At 62.5% G+C, this 17,545-nt stretch carries 15 protein-coding genes; 5 read left to right on the top strand and 10 right to left on the bottom strand.

The genetic code is table 11. The features are described from left to right. Positions 1-123 precede the first annotated feature (123 nt). The gene (locus tag ACTU46_RS08775) at positions 124-1,059 is read left to right on the top strand and encodes an AraC-like ligand-binding domain-containing protein (protein WP_443380979.1); all 936 of its coding nucleotides are present in this window, start codon (positions 124-126) and stop codon (positions 1,057-1,059) included. 15 nt (positions 1,060-1,074) lie between these two features. Here ACTU46_RS08775 and ACTU46_RS08770 read toward each other — a convergent pair whose 3' ends face one another. From ACTU46_RS08770 to gyrA, 5 genes are all read right to left on the bottom strand, one after another. Next, positions 1,075-2,385: a flavin monoamine oxidase family protein gene (locus ACTU46_RS08770; RefSeq protein WP_443380977.1), complete on the bottom strand. Its 1,311-nt coding sequence runs from the start codon at positions 2,383-2,385 to the stop codon at positions 1,075-1,077. Positions 2,386-2,416: 31 nt separating this feature from the next. Continuing rightward, a complete protein-coding gene (locus ACTU46_RS08765; RefSeq protein ID WP_443380975.1) occupies positions 2,417-3,904 on the bottom strand; it encodes an APC family permease in 1,488 nt (495 codons plus the stop codon). Positions 3,905-4,172: 268 nt separating this feature from the next. Further along, positions 4,173-6,146 carry a bifunctional metallophosphatase/5'-nucleotidase gene (locus ACTU46_RS08760; protein ID WP_443380973.1) on the bottom strand — a complete coding sequence of 658 codons (1,974 nt, stop codon included), beginning with the start codon at positions 6,144-6,146 and terminating at the stop codon, positions 4,173-4,175. A 249-nt stretch (positions 6,147-6,395) separates the two neighbouring features. After that, positions 6,396-6,746 carry a DUF3566 domain-containing protein gene (locus ACTU46_RS08755; RefSeq protein ID WP_443380972.1) on the bottom strand — a complete coding sequence of 117 codons (351 nt, stop codon included), beginning with the start codon at positions 6,744-6,746 and terminating at the stop codon, positions 6,396-6,398. 2 nt (positions 6,747-6,748) lie between these two features. Further along, a complete protein-coding gene (gene gyrA / locus ACTU46_RS08750) occupies positions 6,749-9,352 on the bottom strand; it encodes a DNA gyrase subunit A (RefSeq protein WP_443380970.1) in 2,604 nt (867 codons plus the stop codon). A 133-nt stretch (positions 9,353-9,485) separates the two neighbouring features. Between gyrA and ACTU46_RS08745 the strand changes: the two genes are divergently transcribed. From ACTU46_RS08745 to ACTU46_RS08730, 4 genes are all read left to right on the top strand, one after another. Continuing rightward, positions 9,486-9,722: a CopG family transcriptional regulator gene (locus tag ACTU46_RS08745; protein WP_443380968.1), complete on the top strand. Its 237-nt coding sequence runs from the start codon at positions 9,486-9,488 to the stop codon at positions 9,720-9,722. Beyond that, the gene (locus tag ACTU46_RS08740) at positions 9,719-10,009 is read left to right on the top strand and encodes a TetR family transcriptional regulator (RefSeq protein ID WP_443380966.1); all 291 of its coding nucleotides are present in this window, start codon (positions 9,719-9,721) and stop codon (positions 10,007-10,009) included. The genes ACTU46_RS08745 and ACTU46_RS08740 overlap by 4 nt, the downstream gene beginning before the upstream one ends. Positions 10,010-10,346: 337 nt before the next feature. Next, on the top strand, positions 10,347-10,811 hold the full coding sequence (locus ACTU46_RS08735) for a DUF6918 family protein (RefSeq protein WP_443380964.1): 465 nt from the start codon (positions 10,347-10,349) through the stop codon (positions 10,809-10,811). 12 nt (positions 10,812-10,823) lie between these two features. Then, a complete protein-coding gene (locus ACTU46_RS08730) occupies positions 10,824-10,976 on the top strand; it encodes a hypothetical protein (RefSeq protein ID WP_443380963.1) in 153 nt (50 codons plus the stop codon). Here the strand turns inward: ACTU46_RS08730 and ACTU46_RS08725 are convergent. The 5 genes from ACTU46_RS08725 to dnaN all read right to left on the bottom strand — a co-directional run bounded on the left by ACTU46_RS08725 (position 10,973) and on the right by dnaN (position 17,328). Beyond that, positions 10,973-11,842, bottom strand: coding sequence for an alpha/beta fold hydrolase (locus ACTU46_RS08725; protein WP_443381271.1), 870 nt, complete (start codon positions 11,840-11,842; stop codon positions 10,973-10,975). The two genes, ACTU46_RS08730 and ACTU46_RS08725, sit on opposite strands and share 4 nt — an antisense overlap. Before the next feature lie 87 nt (positions 11,843-11,929). Next, the gene (gene gyrB, locus ACTU46_RS08720; RefSeq protein ID WP_443380961.1) at positions 11,930-13,975 is read right to left on the bottom strand and encodes a DNA topoisomerase (ATP-hydrolyzing) subunit B; all 2,046 of its coding nucleotides are present in this window, start codon (positions 13,973-13,975) and stop codon (positions 11,930-11,932) included. Between the two features lie 226 nt (positions 13,976-14,201). Then, positions 14,202-14,849 (bottom strand): DciA family protein, encoded by a 648-nt coding sequence (locus ACTU46_RS08715; protein WP_443380959.1) that lies wholly within the window; start codon positions 14,847-14,849, stop codon positions 14,202-14,204. Beyond that, positions 14,821-16,041, bottom strand: a complete 1,221-nt coding sequence (gene recF / locus ACTU46_RS08710; RefSeq protein WP_443380957.1) for a DNA replication/repair protein RecF — start codon at positions 16,039-16,041, stop codon at positions 14,821-14,823. Before recF ends, ACTU46_RS08715 begins: the two co-directional genes overlap by 29 nt. Before the next feature lie 84 nt (positions 16,042-16,125). Continuing rightward, complete coding sequence (dnaN, locus tag ACTU46_RS08705; RefSeq protein WP_443380955.1) at positions 16,126-17,328, bottom strand: DNA polymerase III subunit beta; 1,203 nt, start codon at positions 17,326-17,328, stop codon at positions 16,126-16,128. Positions 17,329-17,545: the final 217 nt, after the last annotated feature.

Raw genomic sequence — 17,545 nt, 5'->3', positions numbered from 1 at the left:
GTGTAAGTAATTGCTTTAGCGCGCGGCCTAGTTGTTCCCCAGTGTGCGGTGGATCACCTATGGTGAGGGGGCTTTCAGTTCCACCTCCGCCTCAGTAACCCAGCGCATCAGTAGGAGTCCACGATGGAATCCGGGCAGGCATACAACTTCACCGAATGGCGTCGATTGGTCTCGGCCAGTTTCAGTAACGTCCGGGCGGTGTACCCCGCACCGAATTTCCGCGGCATGGCACGCCATCAGCAGCTCGGTGAAGTTGAACTTTTCGACATGGATTCAGATGCCCACACAGTGATCCATTCCGAGAACATCCTGCCGGATTCCCAGGCCTCCAGGTGCAAGCTGAGTCTCCAGTTGGCGGGTACAGCCACCCTCCTCCAAGACGGACGATCCTGCGAAATGAACCCCGGTGACCTGGCGCTCTACACCGTGGAACGACCCTATAGCCTGGTGTTCAAGGAGCCTCAGCGCAGCTTGGTGGTCTACTTTCCACGGAGGTTCCTGCACCTGCGCGATGATCAACTCGACCTGGTGACCGCCATTCCGGTGTCCCGGTATGAAGGGCTCGGCAAGGTGGCGGTCCCCCTCTTTGAACAGCTCGCCGGAAACCTCGATGAATTGCAGGGGCAGCACGCGGAGTCGCTGATGCAGACCTCCTTCGACCTTCTGGTCACCGTTCTCGCCGACCATATCCAGCGGATGGGGAAAGAGTCGGCGGAGGCCTCACCGCTTTTCCGACAGGCCAGCAACTACATCGAGATTAATCTCGATGACCCGGATCTTTCCCCGAGCTCCATCGCCGATGCCCTCTATGTATCGGTGCGGAGCCTACACACCCATTTCTCTGCTATGGGCACCACCGTGTCCACCTACATCAGGACCTGCCGACTGACCGCCATTCACGCGGACCTGGCTAACCCCACGATGAAAGATGTCCCGGTTCATGTGATTAGCACCCGGCACGGACTTCTGGATGCTTCTCATGTATCCAAGGCGTTCCGCGCCGAGTACGGGGAATCCCCACGGTCATTCCGGGCCCGGCGTACCGCGGAGAAGCGCTGAGCCCGGCGCGCTGGCCTATGCCAGATCCCGGACCAGGCCACGGGCCGTGGTCATCCCCATTTCGATGGCTCCGTCCACGCATACCCCACGCCAACCGTTGGCCAAGTCTGAGCTCGCGAAGCGGAGTCTGGTTCCGGTGTCCCGGAAGTGATGCCAGCCATCAGTGAACTGGCCTTTCTTCAGGGTGGCCCAGGCTTGACCGCTCCAGACGTCGCTGACCCAGTCATGCCCGGTGCAATCGATCACCTCCAGATCATCACGCCACTGATTCATAATGCGCTGGCCGCACGCCGGGTCATCGAAGTCGAACCTGTCATGCTGTGCACCGAATCCGACAATGATGGTGGAATCGTCTTCAGTGAACACCTCCGATTTGAGCACGCTGACGGTGGCCGGCTGCGGTGCCATGGCGGTGAAACTGTGATGGCCGTTGACTTTGATCCAGATTTTTCCACCTGTGGAGTTCCACTTCTGCTCGATCACCCGACGCATCGGCTCCGGTAGCGGCGGATCGCACTCGATATTTCCCAGGGCCCCGACCGGGACCGTCAGCACAACGGCATCGGCCTGCAACTTCTCCCCGTTCGCCAGCGAAACCTCCGCAGCGGTGTCGGTATGTTTAATGGCGGTGACCGGGGTGGATAGCCGGATCGGGCACGTCAGGTCTGCGGCGATGCTCTCATAGAGCCCCTTCATGCCGTTGACCAGTTTGAACTGCAGCGTCTGGGAATCAACCGCCTCCATCCGGTGATCACAGAGCGCGGCCCACTGTTTTGCCATGAGTGAGGATCCTTGATGAGGGTCACCGATATATCCGCCGGACCAGTAGGCCTCGCAGAGTTCTCTCTCCTCCTGCGAGAAATCACCGCCGGCCAGCTCATCCAGCGGCGAGCGGTGGTCGGCGGCGATGAAGGCTTCCCGCACTGCCGGATCCGCCAGCGCGGAGAGCGGTTCATAGGGGTTGGGGAAGAATTCTCTCGAGCCTTGGTAGATTTTTTCCATCGCGCGCGCCCGACGGCCGTCCATCTCGGCCTCCGAGCCCCGGTGCACCTGGCCCCCACTCACCCAGAAGGCCTCCGCCGGGGCCGGGCTCTCATAGATCTTCTGCCCGTAGCGGGTGATCTCGGACCAGACGTGCGGTTGGTGCCAGTGGACCCAGGTCGCACCCATCTCAAGTTTGGTCCCCATCCGATGATCGGTCCAGGCCCGGCCCCCGATGCGATCCCGTGCCTCCACGATCTCCACGTCGATGCCTGCCAGCTGCAGTTCACGGGCGGCTACAAGTCCGGCGAAACCGGCTCCGATGACGATGACCTTCTTGCTCATGTATCTCTCCTTTGTGTGGTGTTCAGGGTCTCTAGCGAATGATCGAGGTGGCGGATGCGGGGGTCGGTTCCGCTTCTGCGGCAGCTCTGTCCTCATCGCCCGGGATGGTGTGAATGTCGGTGTACCGGTCAAAACGCAGGGACCACAGGGCTCCCAGGACACCGCTGCCGATGATGATGCCCGGCATGATGAACACCATGGCCCGGGGTGATTCCTCACCGATCATGAGATCGAAGTTGAAGAGGATGAGTACGGCGACACCAACCAAGGACACGGCGGCCAGGGAGGGTGCGATGATCCTGGTAAATACACTGAATCCGTGGTGGTTCTTCCGGAACCAGACCAGCACGGCAATCGAGGTCACCGCCATGAGGAAGACCAGGCCAAAGGCCGCTGCGGTGGAGAACCAGGTGAACAGGGTGATCACCGGGTAGAGCTCCCCGAGTTCGGAGTTGACACCGGCCAGGGCGAATACCACCACGACCATCACCCCGACCACGGACTGTGCGATCGAGCCGCCGACCGGGGCACCGTTGTTGCCGAGTCTGCCCAGAATCCCCGGCAGCACCTTCGCTCGCCCCAGCGCGAAGAAGTAGCGGGCGGAGGCATTGTGGAACGCCACCAGGGCCGCGAAGATACTGGTGACGAACAGCAGGTGCGCTACATCAGAGAGCATCGGCGAATATCCGGACAACCACACGAATACCAGGTCAGGGCCATAGGTTCGGGCTTCATCAATGATCACTGAGGGTCCGACGCCCATGGCCAACGCCCAGGTGGACACGCCGTAGAAGACCGCGATGATCGCCACCGCGATATAGGTGGCACGGGCCACGGTGTGCTTGGGGTCCTTGGTCTCCTCGGAGTAGATCGCCCCGGACTCGAAGCCCATGAAGGCCGCGATGGAGAAGGCCAGTAGGACGCCGACGCCGGGGGCCATGAAATCTTCCGGACGCAGCGATGCAGTGCTGATCCCCTCTGGGGCGTTGAGGAGCGCTATCACCATCACCACGATGACCACGAGGAACTCCAGGGAGACGAGCACGCCAAGGATCTTGGCGGAGAAATCGACATTCTTCACCCCGAGCAGTGCCACCAGGAGCCAGCCGATCGCCCCCATCAGCCACCAGGGCAACTGCACGGAGGTCCAGGTGAAGATCGCCGCAGACAGCGAAAATCCGAAGAGTCCGTAGAGACCGGCCTGCAGCATGTTATAGGTGACCAGCGCCAGGAGCGCGGCAGCGATCCCCTGCCGTGGTCCCAGTCCCTGGGAGATGTAGGCGTAGAAGGCACCGGCATTATGGATGCGGGAACTCATCGCTGCATAGCCGACCGCGAAGAGAATGAGAATGACACCGAGCACCAGGTAGCTCAGCGGCAGGCCCAGCAGCCCGGAGACCGCGAAGTTGGTCGGTGCGCCGCCAGCCAACACCGTCAATGGTGCGGAAGCCGCAATGATCATGAAAACGAGAGCTGTGGTTCCAAGCTGCCAGCGTTTCAAGGTTGTCCGGTCACTCATGGGGAAACCTCCGTGTGAATTGTCAGAAATACCAACTGCAGCCCAGTATGACCTAGAACACAGTTGGATACTTTGCCTGCAGCGCAGCTGACTTGGTGGTGCGGGTGTTACCCACCTTTTTCCCCGCCGGTGACCGCGCACCAGGGCCCGGCGCGGCGTCGATAAGCGGTGTCCTGGCAGGAAAAATCCCCGGTTCAGCACGCTGCTGAACCGGGGAGGGGTGAAGAGAATCAGGTTTTCTGTCCGGGGTCTCCCGGGCGGAAATACCTTAGATCAGGCCGATGATCCGGTCCTGCAGCTGGCGCAGGATGGCCGGGTCGAGCCAGGAGACCAGGCCGAGGGCACCGACGATCCCGGCGATGACACCGAGGACCCCGCTGAGGGCCGAAGCACCCACCACCGAGGAACCAGCCACCGGCTGCTCAACACTGGTGACGGTGACGGGCATGGAGATGTCGGTGCCAGCGTCGGTGGTGACCACCAGCTCCTGCTCCCCGGAGAGACCGGCCGGAACGTTGAGGGTGACCGTGGCGGTGCCGGCCTCACCGAACCCGGGTGCACCGAGGGTCGGGTCGATGGCAGCGGTGGCCATCTCATCCCCGAGGGAGACGGTGACGGTGGTGGCGGTATCGCCCTGGGTGAACCTCAGGCCAGCCAGTTCCAGGGTGATCGCCTCCCCGGCGCGGTACTCGCCGGAGGGGGTGATCGAGATATGGGCCTGGCCGGTGCGCGGGGTGATCTCAGTGTTGGCCAGGTAGCCGATGGTGGACTGGACATCAATGAGGCCGGTCTGGGCGGGAGCGGTGCCCCGGGTCAGTGCGGTCATCCCCTCGTTGCCGGAGAGCAGGTAGAGCGAGGCCGCGACGACGTAATCCTTGGCTGGGTCGAGCGGTGCGCCGTCAATGGTCACGGAGGTGATGCGATCACCGATCTCGCGGTTGATGTCATAGGTGTAGGAGACGTTGTCCGACACACCCAGCCCGGCGACCGGCCGGTCCGCGTTGTCCTTCCACTGCTGCTCCAGCGCATCCTTGAAATCCGCGCCCTTGAGGGTGACGTAGGAATCCTCCCCGGCGAAGGGCTGGATCTCGAAAGCCTCGGCATAGGTGACCTCACCGGCTGCCAGGTCCCCGCGCAGGCCACCGACGTTCATCAGGCCGATGTCGGCGGTCACCGAGGTGTTGTTGCTGATGGACCAGCGCACTGCTTCAGCGACCAGGTTGGCCAGCTGGGCCTCCGCACCGTAGTTGGTGCCGGACTCGGTGCCCTCGTCCTTGCCGCGGTAGAAGTCCGTCGGGATGGTGGCCACGACCTCCTTGCCCGCTTCGCCGGCGGCGAGCTCGGCTGCGGCGACGATCTCAGCGATGACCGGGTCCGGGTTATCGCAGGCGTTGATGCCAGCTACGTCGAGAACCTTGGCCTCGTCGACGGTCAGTTCGCCGGTGCTGTGGTTGAAGCTGAGATCCACATCGGAGAGCGCGTGGCCGTAGAAGCCGGACTGCATGATCAGCGGACCGGTATCGCTGCTGGGTTCACGGACCAGGTGGGTGTGGCCGGCGAAGACCACGTCGACATTCTCCGACCATTCCACGTCACCGGCGACCCCCTCGTGGAAGAGCGCGACCACGACATCCGCAGTGCCCTCTTCGACGAGCTGATCAGCCAGTTCGTTGGTCGTGGCCACCGGATCAGCGAAGGTGATTCCCTCGATACCTTCGGTGTTGACCAGCATCGGGGTCTCCGGGGAGACGGTGCCGATGAAGGCGACCTTCACGCCGTCGAGCTCGCTGATCCCGTAGGGCGCCAGGGCCGGGGTCCCGCCTTCGACATTGGCACCCAGGTACTCGAAGTCGGCCTTCTCGGCCACCCGGCCGGTGAGGTCCGCATACCCCTTATCGAACTCGTGGTTGCCCACCGCGGAGAAGTCCAGGCCCATCTGGTTCAGGGCCTCGAGGGTCGGCTCATCACCCAGGATCGAAGAGGCGAAGGGAGTGCCGCCGATGTTGTCGCCGGAGGAGACGAAGGACTGCGGCCGGTCACCGGCGGCGGCGTCGACGGCGCACTTGAGCATGGCCGCTCCGGGGTGTGCCCCAGAAGGAGAGATGTAGCCGTGGAAATCGGTGATATTGGTGATGTTGAACTGGGCGAGGTCTTCCTGCGCGTGGGCGAGGGACACCCCGAACACACTGACGGCGGCGACAGTGGCGGCAGCGACGGAACGCCGCAAACCAAGAACGGACACAAAAGCTCCTAAGATAAGTATTACTACTGACTGGCGCTTCTTGGTTTACCCTGGTTAGCCGGGTTCCGCTCGGCTGGTCATCATAAGTTCACCTGGGGTTCCGCCACTGAAACTAACGACGCCCCGGCGAGCGCGGAAGAACACGGCGCGGCGTCGAAAAGCAGCACTCCCTGGCCCCCGGAATGCCAACGGGCCCCGGGGAAGCTTTCATGCTTCCCTGGGGCCCGCCGGCCGTGCTCAAGAGGTGTATTACTCCTCGTCTACACCCTCCTGGAGGGTGACGGTGATCCCGCCGAAGAGATCGACGAGGCCGTTGTAGATGATGGCGACCAACGGGGCGAGCACCGAGATCATGATGGCGCCGATGGCGCCGACCAGTGCTGCGATGGAGATGACCATGCCGAAGCCGATGGCCTGATCACCGCCGACACCTGCGACCACTGAGTTCAGCTGATCCCAGATGCCGAAGGCCTGCATTCCGAAGAAGAGGATGGCAACACAGAGGATCCACGCCACCAGTCCGACGAGGGACATGGCTAATGCGACCCGGAAGGCCGAAAGTGCGGATACCCGGGTGATGGCGACTTCTCGTGTTGCCATGTTTAGCTCTCCTCGTCCTCGGTGACAGTCTCGTTGGAGTCTAGTTCAGTCGGCGCATTGTCACCGGTCTTCTTGGCGGCGCGTTCCGCGGGGCCGTCAAGATCGCCCTTGGCCACTGCCTCAGCAGTCTCCTCGCCCTCCCCTTCGACATTCTTGTCGATGGCGAGCACCTGGACGTCCTTCTCCAGGTTGACCAGACGCACACCCATGGTTGCCCGCGAAGACGGGCGGATCTGGTTGACCTCGGTGCGGATGACACCGCCGGCGGAGGTGATGGCGAAGATCTCGTCATCATCGTCCACCGCGAGGGCACCGATGAGCTTGCCGCGCTTCGGGGTGTACTTGAAGGTGACCACGCCCATGCCACCACGGCCCTGGGCGTTGTACTCCTCCATGGAGGTGCGCTTGCCGTAGCCGCCGGAGGTGGCCACGAGCAGGTACTCGCCGTCACGGACCACACACATGGCCAGCAACTGGTCCTCCTCGCGGAAGCGCATTCCCTTCACACCGGCGGTGGCGCGGCCCATCGGGCGGAGCTGATCATCGCTGGCGGTGAAACGGATCGACTGGCCTTCTTCAGAGACCAGCAGCAGATCATCATCATCGCTGCAGAGTGCGGCGCCGATGAGGCGGTCGCCCTCGTTGAGGTTGATGGCGATGAGCCCGGCCGAACGGGCGGACTCGTAGTCGGTCAGACGCGACTTCTTCACCCGGCCCTGCTGGGTGGCCAGCACCAGGTAGGGGGCATCCTCATAGGACTGGATCTGGATGACCTGCGCGATGCGCTCCTCCGGCTGGAACTCCAGCAGGTTGGCCACGTGCTGGCCGCGGGCGGTGCGGGAGGCCTCGGGCAGCTCAAAGGCCTTGAGGCGGTAGACCCGGCCGAAGTTGGTGAAGAAGAGGATCCAGTCGTGGGTGGAGCTGACGAAGAAGTGGCGGACCACGTCGTCCTGCTTCAGCTCAGCACCGCGGACGCCCTTGCCGCCGCGCTTCTGCGAGCGGTAGGCATCGACCTTGGTGCGCTTGGCGTAGCCGGTGGAGGTGATGGTCACCACCACGTTCTCACGGGCGATGAGGTCCTCCTCAGAGACATCGCCGGTGGCGTGGATCAGCTGGGTGAGACGCTCATCGCCGAACTTCTCCACGATCACGGTGAGCTCATCGTGGACGATCTTGCGCTGGCGCTCGGGGCGGGCGAGGATGTCCTTCAGGTCAGCGATCTTGAGCTCGATCTCGGCGAGCTCATCGACGATCTTCTGGCGCTCCAGGGCCGCCAGGCGGCGCAGCTGCATGGCCAGGACCGCATCGGCCTGGATCTCATCGACGTCGAGAAGCGTCATCAATCCGGTCTGGGCATCCTCCACCTTGGAGGAACGACGGATCAGGGCAATGACCTCATCGAGCATGTCCAGGGCCTTCACCAGGCCGCGGAGGATGTGGGCGCGCTTCTCGGCCTCATCCAGGCGGTACTGGGTACGACGGACGATAACCTCGATCTGGTGCGCCACATAGTGACGCAGCATCTGGTCCAGCCGCAAGGTACGCGGCACCCCATCAACGATGGAGAGCATGTTCGCGCCGAAGTTGGTCTGCAGCTGGGAGTGCTTGTAGAGGTTGTTGAGCACCACCCGCGGCACGGCATCACGCTTGAGGGTGACCACGATGCGCATGCCAACACGGTCGGAGGACTCGTCCTCGATCTTGGAGATGCCGGCGAGCTTGCCGTTGGTGACCTGCTCGGCGATATTGGCGATGAGATTATCCGGGTTGACCTGGTAGGGCAGCTCGGTGATCACGATGGTCTGGCGGCTGCCCTGTTCTTCAATGGCGGTCACCCCGCGCATCCGGATGGAGCCGCGGCCGGTGGTGTAGGCATCGCGGATGCCCTGGTCACCGACGATGAGGCCGGAGGTCGGGAAGTCCGGGCCCTTAACGAAGCTCATGCAGGCCTCGAGGGCCTCCTTCTCATCCGCGTTCGGGTTCGCCAGCAGCCAGAAGATGGCGTCGGAGAGCTCACGAAGGTTATGCGGCGGGATATTGGTGGCCATACCGACGGCGATGCCGCTGGAGCCGTTCATCAGCAGGTTGGGCACGCGCGAGGGCAACACATCCGGCTCAAGGGTCTTGCCATCGTAGTTCGGCGAGAAATTGACGGCATTCTCGCGGATGTCACGGACCATTTCCATGGCGATCGGAGTCAGACGGCACTCCGTATAACGCATGGCGGCGGGGCCATCATTACCGCGGGAACCGAAGTTACCCTGTCCCTCAATCAGTGGGTAACGCATATTCCACGGCTGCGCCAGACGCACTAGGGTGTCATAGATGGCGGAGTCGCCGTGCGGGTGGAACTGACCCATGGTGTCGGCCACCGGGCGGGAGCTCTTCACGAAGCTGCGCTCAGGGCGGTAGCCGGAATCGTACATCGCGTAGACGATGCGGCGGTGGACCGGCTTCATGCCGTCACGGACCTCCGGCAGGGCGCGACCCACGATCACCGACATCGCATAGTCGATGTAGCTGGTCTGCATCTCCTCATTGATGTCAATGGGGAAAATGCGGTCGAAGAGGTCGCCGCCGCCACCTTCGTTATTGTCGTCGCTCATAATTACCTTTTCCTCAGTTGAAGCGGGCCTAGATTGCCCCCATCCTACTCCCCCAACGCCAGAAACAAGGCCCTGAGGGCTATAAGGCCGCGCCCACCCGAGAAATAGGTATCAGAGTGATACCATCTCGCCCATGGCTATGACACTCAGACTGACCCCGGAACAGGATCGCGCCCTGACCCTGCTTGCCCAGGCCCAGGGAAGCAGCAAACAGGAGGCCGCGATCCGCGCCATTCTCAGTGCTGCCACCCGCACGCTTGCCGACGCCGAGGTCGAGGATCTGGCCCGCCAGATCCTGCCCGACTACGCTGCGGCACAACGCCGGGTACGCACCACCAGAGCCCTGTACGGCACGCGGGAGCAGCAATGAGCCCACAGCTCCGGCTGCGCGGCTTCAGCGCGACCCAACTCTTGGCGGTAGCCGACCAGGTGGCGGCGGAGTTTGGCACACATGTAATAGACCTGGCGGCCTTGGCCGCCGCTGCTGCCACCACCACCGCGGACATCTCCGGGGTCCGGATCCATCAGAGCCTCGAGGGGGCTGGCCAGTCCCTGCACCGCAGCATTCTGGCGCTTGAACCACTGGCCTCCCACAACCGGGAACTGGCTGAGGTGGCCTGCCTGGTGCTCACTGAACTGAATCGGGATGAGCGCTAGCCAGCGATCCCACCCGAGCATCCATCGGCGTTTCCCCTTGGCCGACTCCCCTAGGGTGTGTAACATTTGTGGTTGTTGTGACTGCAGTGAATGAGTGAGATTGTTTTCTGCGGTGGAAGAGTCACAACCGGGTATACCCCATTGTTGAGTTCACCAGCCATATTGGTGTGCCCGACAATGGGGTTCCTGCCTCGAGATGGCTCTCCGCACCAGCATGGGGACAGCACCTCGGCAGTAGCCTCCACTAGACTCAGATCGAATCGGCGTGCCCCTCGACATCGAATGGTGGCCGCGCTGCAATTTCTGCGATACCGCCCGATCTGAAAGGCCCCATCCCATGAGCAACCTCTCTTCTTCACTGACCGGCGCCAACCGCGAAGCCGTGGTCAAGGACCTGGCCGAATTCACCGAGCGCACCATCAGCGAACAATCCGGCGTGACCGGAATCGCTGTCAAGGGTGCTTATGCCGGTGTCCAGAAAATCCGCCCGGATGTCCTCACCAAGGCGCTCGACCGTTTCCTCCCGGATCTGGCGGAGTCACTGCAGCCGCACTGGGATGACTACACCACCGCTGGAGGTGGCCAGTCCGGGACCACCGGAACCTTTGGTGTCTTCCTGGAGAATCGCCGCGATGATGTCGCCGATTCCCTGTTGACCTCCGCCGACCGCAACGCCGACAAGCTCGACAACGGCGCCCTGGTCAAGGCCTACCGCGCCGTCCGCGGCCGCGGCGAGAAGATCCTGGCCAAGAATGTCGCCGGCCTGGGCACCGTCATTGAGAAGCACGCCACCGGGAATTAAGCCAGCCTGTCATTGCAGCTGATCATCGGCATGATGCGGGAACAGCACGATGGTCCGGGAAATCTCCGGATCCAGCGGGCAGAGCGCAATATCCTGCGCAATGCCGCCTGCCAGGTCGCCCTGCATGAGCTGTGGGGTGATCCGCTGGGGACCCTGAACCACTAGAGCTTCTCGGCCACGAACCGCTCAAATCGCGCAGCCACGATCTGCGGCTGTCGGGCCCACCGGTTATGCCCCAGGTCCCCGGCCAATTCCTCGATGAGCAGGTCCGCTGAGGGCAGCTGCTCCGCCAGGGCTTGGGCCGAGGGCCGCGGGCAGTCCAGATCATTGCGAAAATAGCACAGCTGTATCGGAGCCGTGACCTGAGCCAGGGCGGCCGGGTAGTCCAGATCTGCACCGGTGAGTCCGGCGAAGGTGTTTCGATGCGCCAGCTGACGCCACTCCCACATATGGGTGCCGGACTGTCGGCCGTAGCCCACCGGATCCCAGCCCAGGACCTTTCCGGGCCAGAATCCCAGGAATCCGCCCACCGTGCCCAACAACACCGTGCCCAGCCAGAGTCGCCGCCGCATCGGCTTCGGGAACGCCACCAGCTGGGGTGAGCCACTACCCACCCCGAACATGCCGCGGACATTGAGCTCGGTAGCCTCCGGACGAGAGAGGAAGAGCGCGCCGATCTGGCCGCCCATGGAATGCGTGAGTAGCACGGTCGGATGATCCATCGGCAGGCCCAGGGAGGTCTTGGCGGCCCGGATGGCCCGCGGATAATCCACCGCAGCCAGGTCGTGATAGCCCCAGGCGGCGCTTCTCGACGCCCGGGCGGTGCTGGCCCCCTGGCCGCGCAGCTCCCCGACAGCCACCGGAAAACCACGGGCGGCCAGTTCACCGGCGATGGGACGGTAATAGCGGGCACCCATGCCAAAACCCGGCCAGAGCATCACCAGCGGCCGATCAGCTCCCGGGTGAAGCAGTACCGGACTGGTGGCCCCTGCCGGCAGTCCCACCTCAACGACCATGACCTCGTCCTTCATCGGCACAAGCACTCCTCGTTGTCGTTCTCAACCACAGCGACGCCCGTCCCCTGCGGCAGGGGACGGGCGTCGATAAGCACAGGCGTACTAGATGTCTAGGAAGCGGACATCCTTGGCCTTGCGGGTGATGAAGCTGCGGCGGGCCGCAACATCATCGCCCATGAGCACGGAGAAGAGCTCATCGGCACGCTGGGCATCGACCAGGTCCACCCGGCGCAGGATGCGGGTGCTGGGGTCCAGGGTGGTCTCCCAGAGCTCATTAGCGTTCATCTCACCGAGACCCTTGTAGCGCTGGATGCCGTCTTCGGTGTTGATCTTCCAGCCCTTCGCCAGGCCTTCCTTGAGCTCCTCATCACGCTCGGCATCGGAGTAGGCGAAGCCCGGAGTCCGCTTGGACCACTTGAGCTTGTACAGCGGCGGGTTCGCCAGGAAGACATGGCCTTCCTCAACCAGGTCCGGCATGAAGCGGAAGAGCAGGGTCAGCAGCAGGGTCGCAATGTGCTGGCCATCGACATCGGCATCGGCCATCAGCACAATCTTGTGATAGCGCAGCTTCTTGAGGTCGAACTCATCATGAATACCGGTACCCAGGGCCGTGATGATGGCCTGGACCTCGGCGTTTTTCAGCGCACGGTCCAGCCGGACCTTCTCCACGTTGAGGATCTTGCCGCGCAGCGGAAGAATCGCCTGGTACATGGAGTCACGGCCGCCCTTGGCCGAACCACCGGCGGAGTCACCCTCCACGATGTAGAGCTCGGACTTCACCGGGTCCTTGGAACGGCAGTCGGCGAGCTTGCCGGGCAGCCCACCCATATCGGTGGCGGACTTGCGTCGCACCAGGTCACGGGCCTTACGCGCGGCGATACGAGCCTGGGAGGAGGAGACCGCCTTGGAGATGATGGTCTTTGCCTCGGCCGGGTTTGCCTCCAGCCAGTGGCCGACATGCTCATAGGCGGACTTCTGCACGAAGGAGCGGATCTCGGTGTTGCCCAGCTTGGTCTTGGTCTGACCCTCGAACTGCGGATCACCGACGCGTACCGAGATCACCGCGGACAGCCCCTCACGGCAGTCATCGCCGGTGAGGTTGGTGTCCTTGTCCTTGAGGAGCTTGTGATCGCGGGCGTACTTGTTCATCAGGGAGGTCAGCGCGGAACGGAAACCCTCCTCGTGCGTACCACCCTCGATGGTGTTGATGGTGTTCGCGAAGGTGTGGACGGACTCCTTATAGCCGGAGTTCCACTGCATCGCGATCTCCACCTCATGATCCTCTCCCTTGACGTCCAGCGAGACGATCGAGGGGTGAATCACTGACTTGGTCTTGTTGAGGTGATTGACATAATCCTCAAGACCATTCGGATAGTGGAAGACCAGCTTCTTCTCACGCTTCTTCGGGGCCTTGGGGGCCTCGACGACGGACTCCGCGGAATCATCGAAGGAAAGACTGGTGATGTCCTCGGCGGTGTCGCCCTCTTCGGCGATCGCCTCGAGTTCGAGTTCCTCCTCGGTGACGCGCTCATCCTTGACGGTGATGGTCAGGCCCTTGTTCAGGAAGGCCATTTCCTGCAGACGACGCGAGATCGTGTCGAAATCGAACTTCACGGTCTCGAAGATCTCTTCATCCGGCCAGAAGCGGATGGTGGTACCGGTACCGCGGGCGTTACCGCCCTCAACCAGCGGCTCCGGAACAGAGTTGTTGAAGTTCTGGAGCCAGTGCTTTCCGCCGAGCTTGATATCCGCCTCGACCTTGGTGGACAGGGCGTTAACCACGGAGATACCCACGCCGTGAAGGCCGCCGGACACCGCGTAGGAATCGGAGTCAAACTTACCGCCGGCGTGCAGCTGGGTCATCACGACCTGGATGGTGGGCATGCCCGAGGCATGCATCGCCACCGGGATGCCACGGCCGTCATCGACGACCTGGACACCGCCATCCGCCATCAGGGTGACATCGACCTTGGAGGCATATCCTGCCATCGCTTCATCGACGGAGTTATCAACGACCTCCCACACCAGGTGGTGGAGGCCGCGAGCGCTGGTGGAGCCGATATACATGCCCGGGCGCTTGCGCACCGCCTCAAGTCCTTCAAGGACCGTGATCGATGAGGCATCATAATTATGTTCAGTGGTAGCCACGTGAAACGAGCACTCCTCGCTAAATTCGTTAATAGACTGTTTCATTCTACACGCTTAGTGGCCCCCTACCTACCTTGAAGCTAAACCCGCCAAATAAGCGCTCAGGTGCCGAAAAATGAAAATCCCCTGTTCAGCTTCCCCGGACACTCAGGGAAACCCATAAGCCAATCCCTATGCCGCAGATAGCTCAAGGCCTATTTAGCACATCAGTGCTGATCAGGACAGCCTATCCGTAAGTATCGCGCGGTCCACGGCCTTTCACATGCAGTGGACCCTTCCGCCAGCTCGGTGCCTTCGGACCGTAGATCTTCAGCTCCGAAATCACATCCGGGCCGACCTTCGCGGCGATTGCCTGGAGGATCTGCCGCTGCATCATCCGGAGATTTGTCGCCCACGCGGTCGAATCACAGGTAATGAACAATGCCTTATCCTTGAGCATCTCCACCGTGGTGTGCTGCGCGATCTTCTCACCGACAAGCTCCTCCCAGTGGGATTGCACCCACCCGCCGGCCAGCTCCCGACGCCACCCACGGCGCACGATCTCAGTACCCAGCACGGCACCGAAATTATCCAGGTTGGGCCGCTTGGGAAGACGCCGACCATCGGGGCCGGTGGGTTTTCCCCGCGGCACGCGGCGCTTATCGACGCCCGCCTTCGCCGCCTCTCCGGCGCCTCCCAGCCCGGGCACTCCAGGCACGAGTCCCTGATCGGCGCCGCGTTGCCGGGGAAGCTGGTTCCGCCCCTGTTTGGACAGATCAGGGGCTTTACCGGAACGTTGCTGTGCTGCCGCCCGCAGTTGTGCGAAGGCCGCACCCACAGAATCAGCCGGTGGTTCGGAAGGCTGATCAGTGTTCTTCGGGGTTTCCGATGTCACTGTTGTCCTCCAATTCCGAGAAGCGCCCGGCCTCAGTGGTTTTCATGGTGATCTGGTGCCGCTGCACCACATCATCGAGATTACCCGGCAGATCACCATCGACTGCCGCCGTGATCAGCACCTGCTCGGCTTCCAGGGCGATCGCCACCAACTTCTCCCGGCGCTGGCGATCCAGCTCCGCGAACACATCATCAAGGATGAGGATGGGATCCGTGCCATCGCTCCGCAGCAGAGAAAACTCCGCGAGGCGCAGGGCCAGCGCAAATGACCAGGATTCGCCGTGGCTGGCGAACCCCTTCGCCGGTTGATCGCCGAGGATCAGGTCCAGATCATCGCGGTGCGGGCCCACCAATGACATGCCCCGCTCAATTTCCCGCTGGCGTTTCTTCCCCAGCTCAGCGAGCATCGCCGCCTCGATGACCTGCGGATCTAGGCCATCGGCGGTGTCACCGACCAATTCCTTCAAGGTGTCATCGACGGTGGATTTATAGTGCAGTCGGGCCGGCCGGGATTCCGGGGCGATACCGGCATAGGCCTGATGGACCTGCTCCGAGAGCTCGACCAGCAGTTTCTTCCGGGCGGCGATGACCTGGGAGCCGAATCCCGCCAACTGGGAGTCCCAGACATCCAGGGTGGCCAGGGCGCTGGCGCCCTCATCATGGTGATATCCCCGGCGAAGTGCCACCGTAGCGGACTTGAGCAGGGCGTTTCTTTGCTTGAGCACCCGGTCATAATCGGCCTTGACCCCCGCCAACCGTGGTTGACGGGTGGCGATGATGTCATCGAGATAGCGGCGCCGCTCGGCGGGTTCACCGCGGACCAGGGACAGATCCTCCGGGGCGAACAGCACTGTCTTGACCACCCCGAGTAGCTCCCGGGGGGAGGCCAGCCGGGTGCGGTTGAGCTGGGCCTGGTTGGCTGCATGGGCTTTGATCAACAGGTGGGTGTTCAACTCCCGGCCCTGGTTGACCGCGATCGTCGAGACCCGTGCGTTGGCCGCCCCGGCACGCACCAGTGGGGAGTCATGGCTGACCCGGTGGGAAGACAGGTGCGCGGTATAGCCGATCGCCTCGACGATATTGGTTTTCCCGAAACCGTTCCGGCCGATGAAGACCGTGACACCCGGCTCAAGATCGAGGTTGAGCTCCTGCCAGGACCGAAAATCACGCAGCTGCAGTTGACGGATATGCACTCAACTCACCTGCTCCTCACACACTCGCTGATCTCAAAAACACAATTCTTCCCCGGACTCAGCAGAGCCGGGGAAGGGGAGCTATCAGCCCGGCAGGCGCACCGGCATCAGCAGGTAGGTGAAATTGGTCTCCGGGGTGGGGAAACTGCCATCTGCCTCCGGCTCCGGCATGCCGTTCTCCTTGAAGGAATCCGGCTCCGGGAGGAGGATCGCCGAGCGGGAGGGCTCAGTGAATCCGAAGACCACCTTCTCCGTGGGAACCACCGCAAGGCCGTCCTTGAGATAACCCGGGTTGAAGGCGATGACGAGCTCATCGCGGCCCACGAAATCACAGAGGATGGTCTCCTCGGCGTGCCCGGAATCAGTACCTCCGGCGGAGAGAATCACCTGGCCAGGAGAGAACTGCATGCGGATCTGGGCATTGCGTTCGGTGACCAGGCTGACGCGTCGGATGGCTTCCTGCAGCGGAGCGATCGGGATGCAGGCCATCGAGGTGTGCACCTTCGGCAGCAGCGGGTGAATATTCGGGAAATCGGCATCGAGCATGCGGGTGGTGGTTTCCCGGGCTTCGGAGTGAACCCCAAAAAGTCCCTCCCGACCGATCTGCTCACCGGTGCCCACCGCGATCTGCACCGGCTGCGCCTGGTTCTGATCCAGGGTGCGGGCATTGTCGAGCAGGGTTTTGGCGGGGAGCAGCAGGCGAGCCTCGACGTCAGGGAAGAGCGGGTTCCACTCGAAGGTGCGCAGTGCCAACCGGAAACGGTCGGTGGCGGCCATCTGGACTTGGTTACCGTGAATCTCAACATTGACACCGGTCAGCATCGGCAAGGTGTCATCTCGGCCAGCGGCGGCGGCCACCTGGGTGATGGCCTCGGTGAATAGCTGGGCATTGATGGTGCCGGTGGTCTCTGGCAGCTCAGGCAGCTGGGGGTAATCATCCAGCGGAATCAGCGGCAGCTCGAAGCGGGAGGAACCACAGGTCAGGAGGACTTTGGTGCCCTCAACCTTCAGCTCGACCGGCTTATTCGGCAGGGTGTTGGTGATCTCGGCGATCAGCTTGCCAGCGACGGCGAAGCGGCCGGGTTCAATGACCTCTGCCGAGATACGGACCTTGGTGGACACCTCGTAGTCGAAGCCCGCGAGCTCGAGCCCGTTGTCATCGGCGGTGATCAGCATGGCGCGCAGCACCGGCTGGGTGACCTTGCTCGGCAGGTTACGTGCGACCCAGGCAACTGCATTGGCCAAATCATCCTTGGCCACCCGGAAAGACACGGCTTGAGACTCCATGGCTGCTCGGCTCCTTGTGGTTTTCTGTGCGGAAAAATCTACTAATGACTAAGAAATTCATGTCATTCCGGGAGTACCGGAACGGCATGCGAATTACACGTTCAGTGCGCAGCGAACTGAGCACCTTGGGGAATTACAAACTCACGGTACCCGCGATTGCGGTTAGGTCCGAACTTGTAATTCGCTGATCTGACCCCGGAGCTTCGCATTCCGGGAC

Source organism: Corynebacterium sp. A21, assembly GCF_052266655.1.
Taxonomy (GTDB): Bacteria; Actinomycetota; Actinomycetes; order Mycobacteriales; family Mycobacteriaceae; genus Corynebacterium.
Note: the sequence above shows the minus strand (reverse complement) of the source record. Positions and strands in the feature narration are given on the sequence as shown.

Excerpts from the sequence above, each read along its gene's own strand:
- ACTU46_RS08770 (WP_443380977.1), bottom strand. The coding sequence starts at position 2,385 with ATGAGCAAGAAGGTCATCGTCATCGGAGCCGGTTTCGCCGGACTTGTA.
- ACTU46_RS08740 (WP_443380966.1), top strand. The coding sequence starts at position 9,719 with ATGAGCCCACAGCTCCGGCTGCGCGGCTTCAGCGCGACCCAACTCTTG.
- ACTU46_RS08765 (WP_443380975.1), bottom strand. The coding sequence starts at position 3,904 with ATGAGTGACCGGACAACCTTGAAACGCTGGCAGCTTGGAACCACAGCT.
- ACTU46_RS08745 (WP_443380968.1), top strand. The coding sequence starts at position 9,486 with ATGGCTATGACACTCAGACTGACCCCGGAACAGGATCGCGCCCTGACC.
- ACTU46_RS08755 (WP_443380972.1), bottom strand. The coding sequence starts at position 6,746 with ATGGCAACACGAGAAGTCGCCATCACCCGGGTATCCGCACTTTCGGCC.
- ACTU46_RS08725 (WP_443381271.1), bottom strand. The coding sequence starts at position 11,842 with ATGAAGGACGAGGTCATGGTCGTTGAGGTGGGACTGCCGGCAGGGGCC.
- ACTU46_RS08735 (WP_443380964.1), top strand. The coding sequence starts at position 10,347 with ATGAGCAACCTCTCTTCTTCACTGACCGGCGCCAACCGCGAAGCCGTG.
- ACTU46_RS08775 (WP_443380979.1), top strand. The coding sequence starts at position 124 with ATGGAATCCGGGCAGGCATACAACTTCACCGAATGGCGTCGATTGGTC.
- gyrA (WP_443380970.1), bottom strand. The coding sequence starts at position 9,352 with ATGAGCGACGACAATAACGAAGGTGGCGGCGGCGACCTCTTCGACCGC.
- dnaN (WP_443380955.1), bottom strand. The coding sequence starts at position 17,328 with ATGGAGTCTCAAGCCGTGTCTTTCCGGGTGGCCAAGGATGATTTGGCC.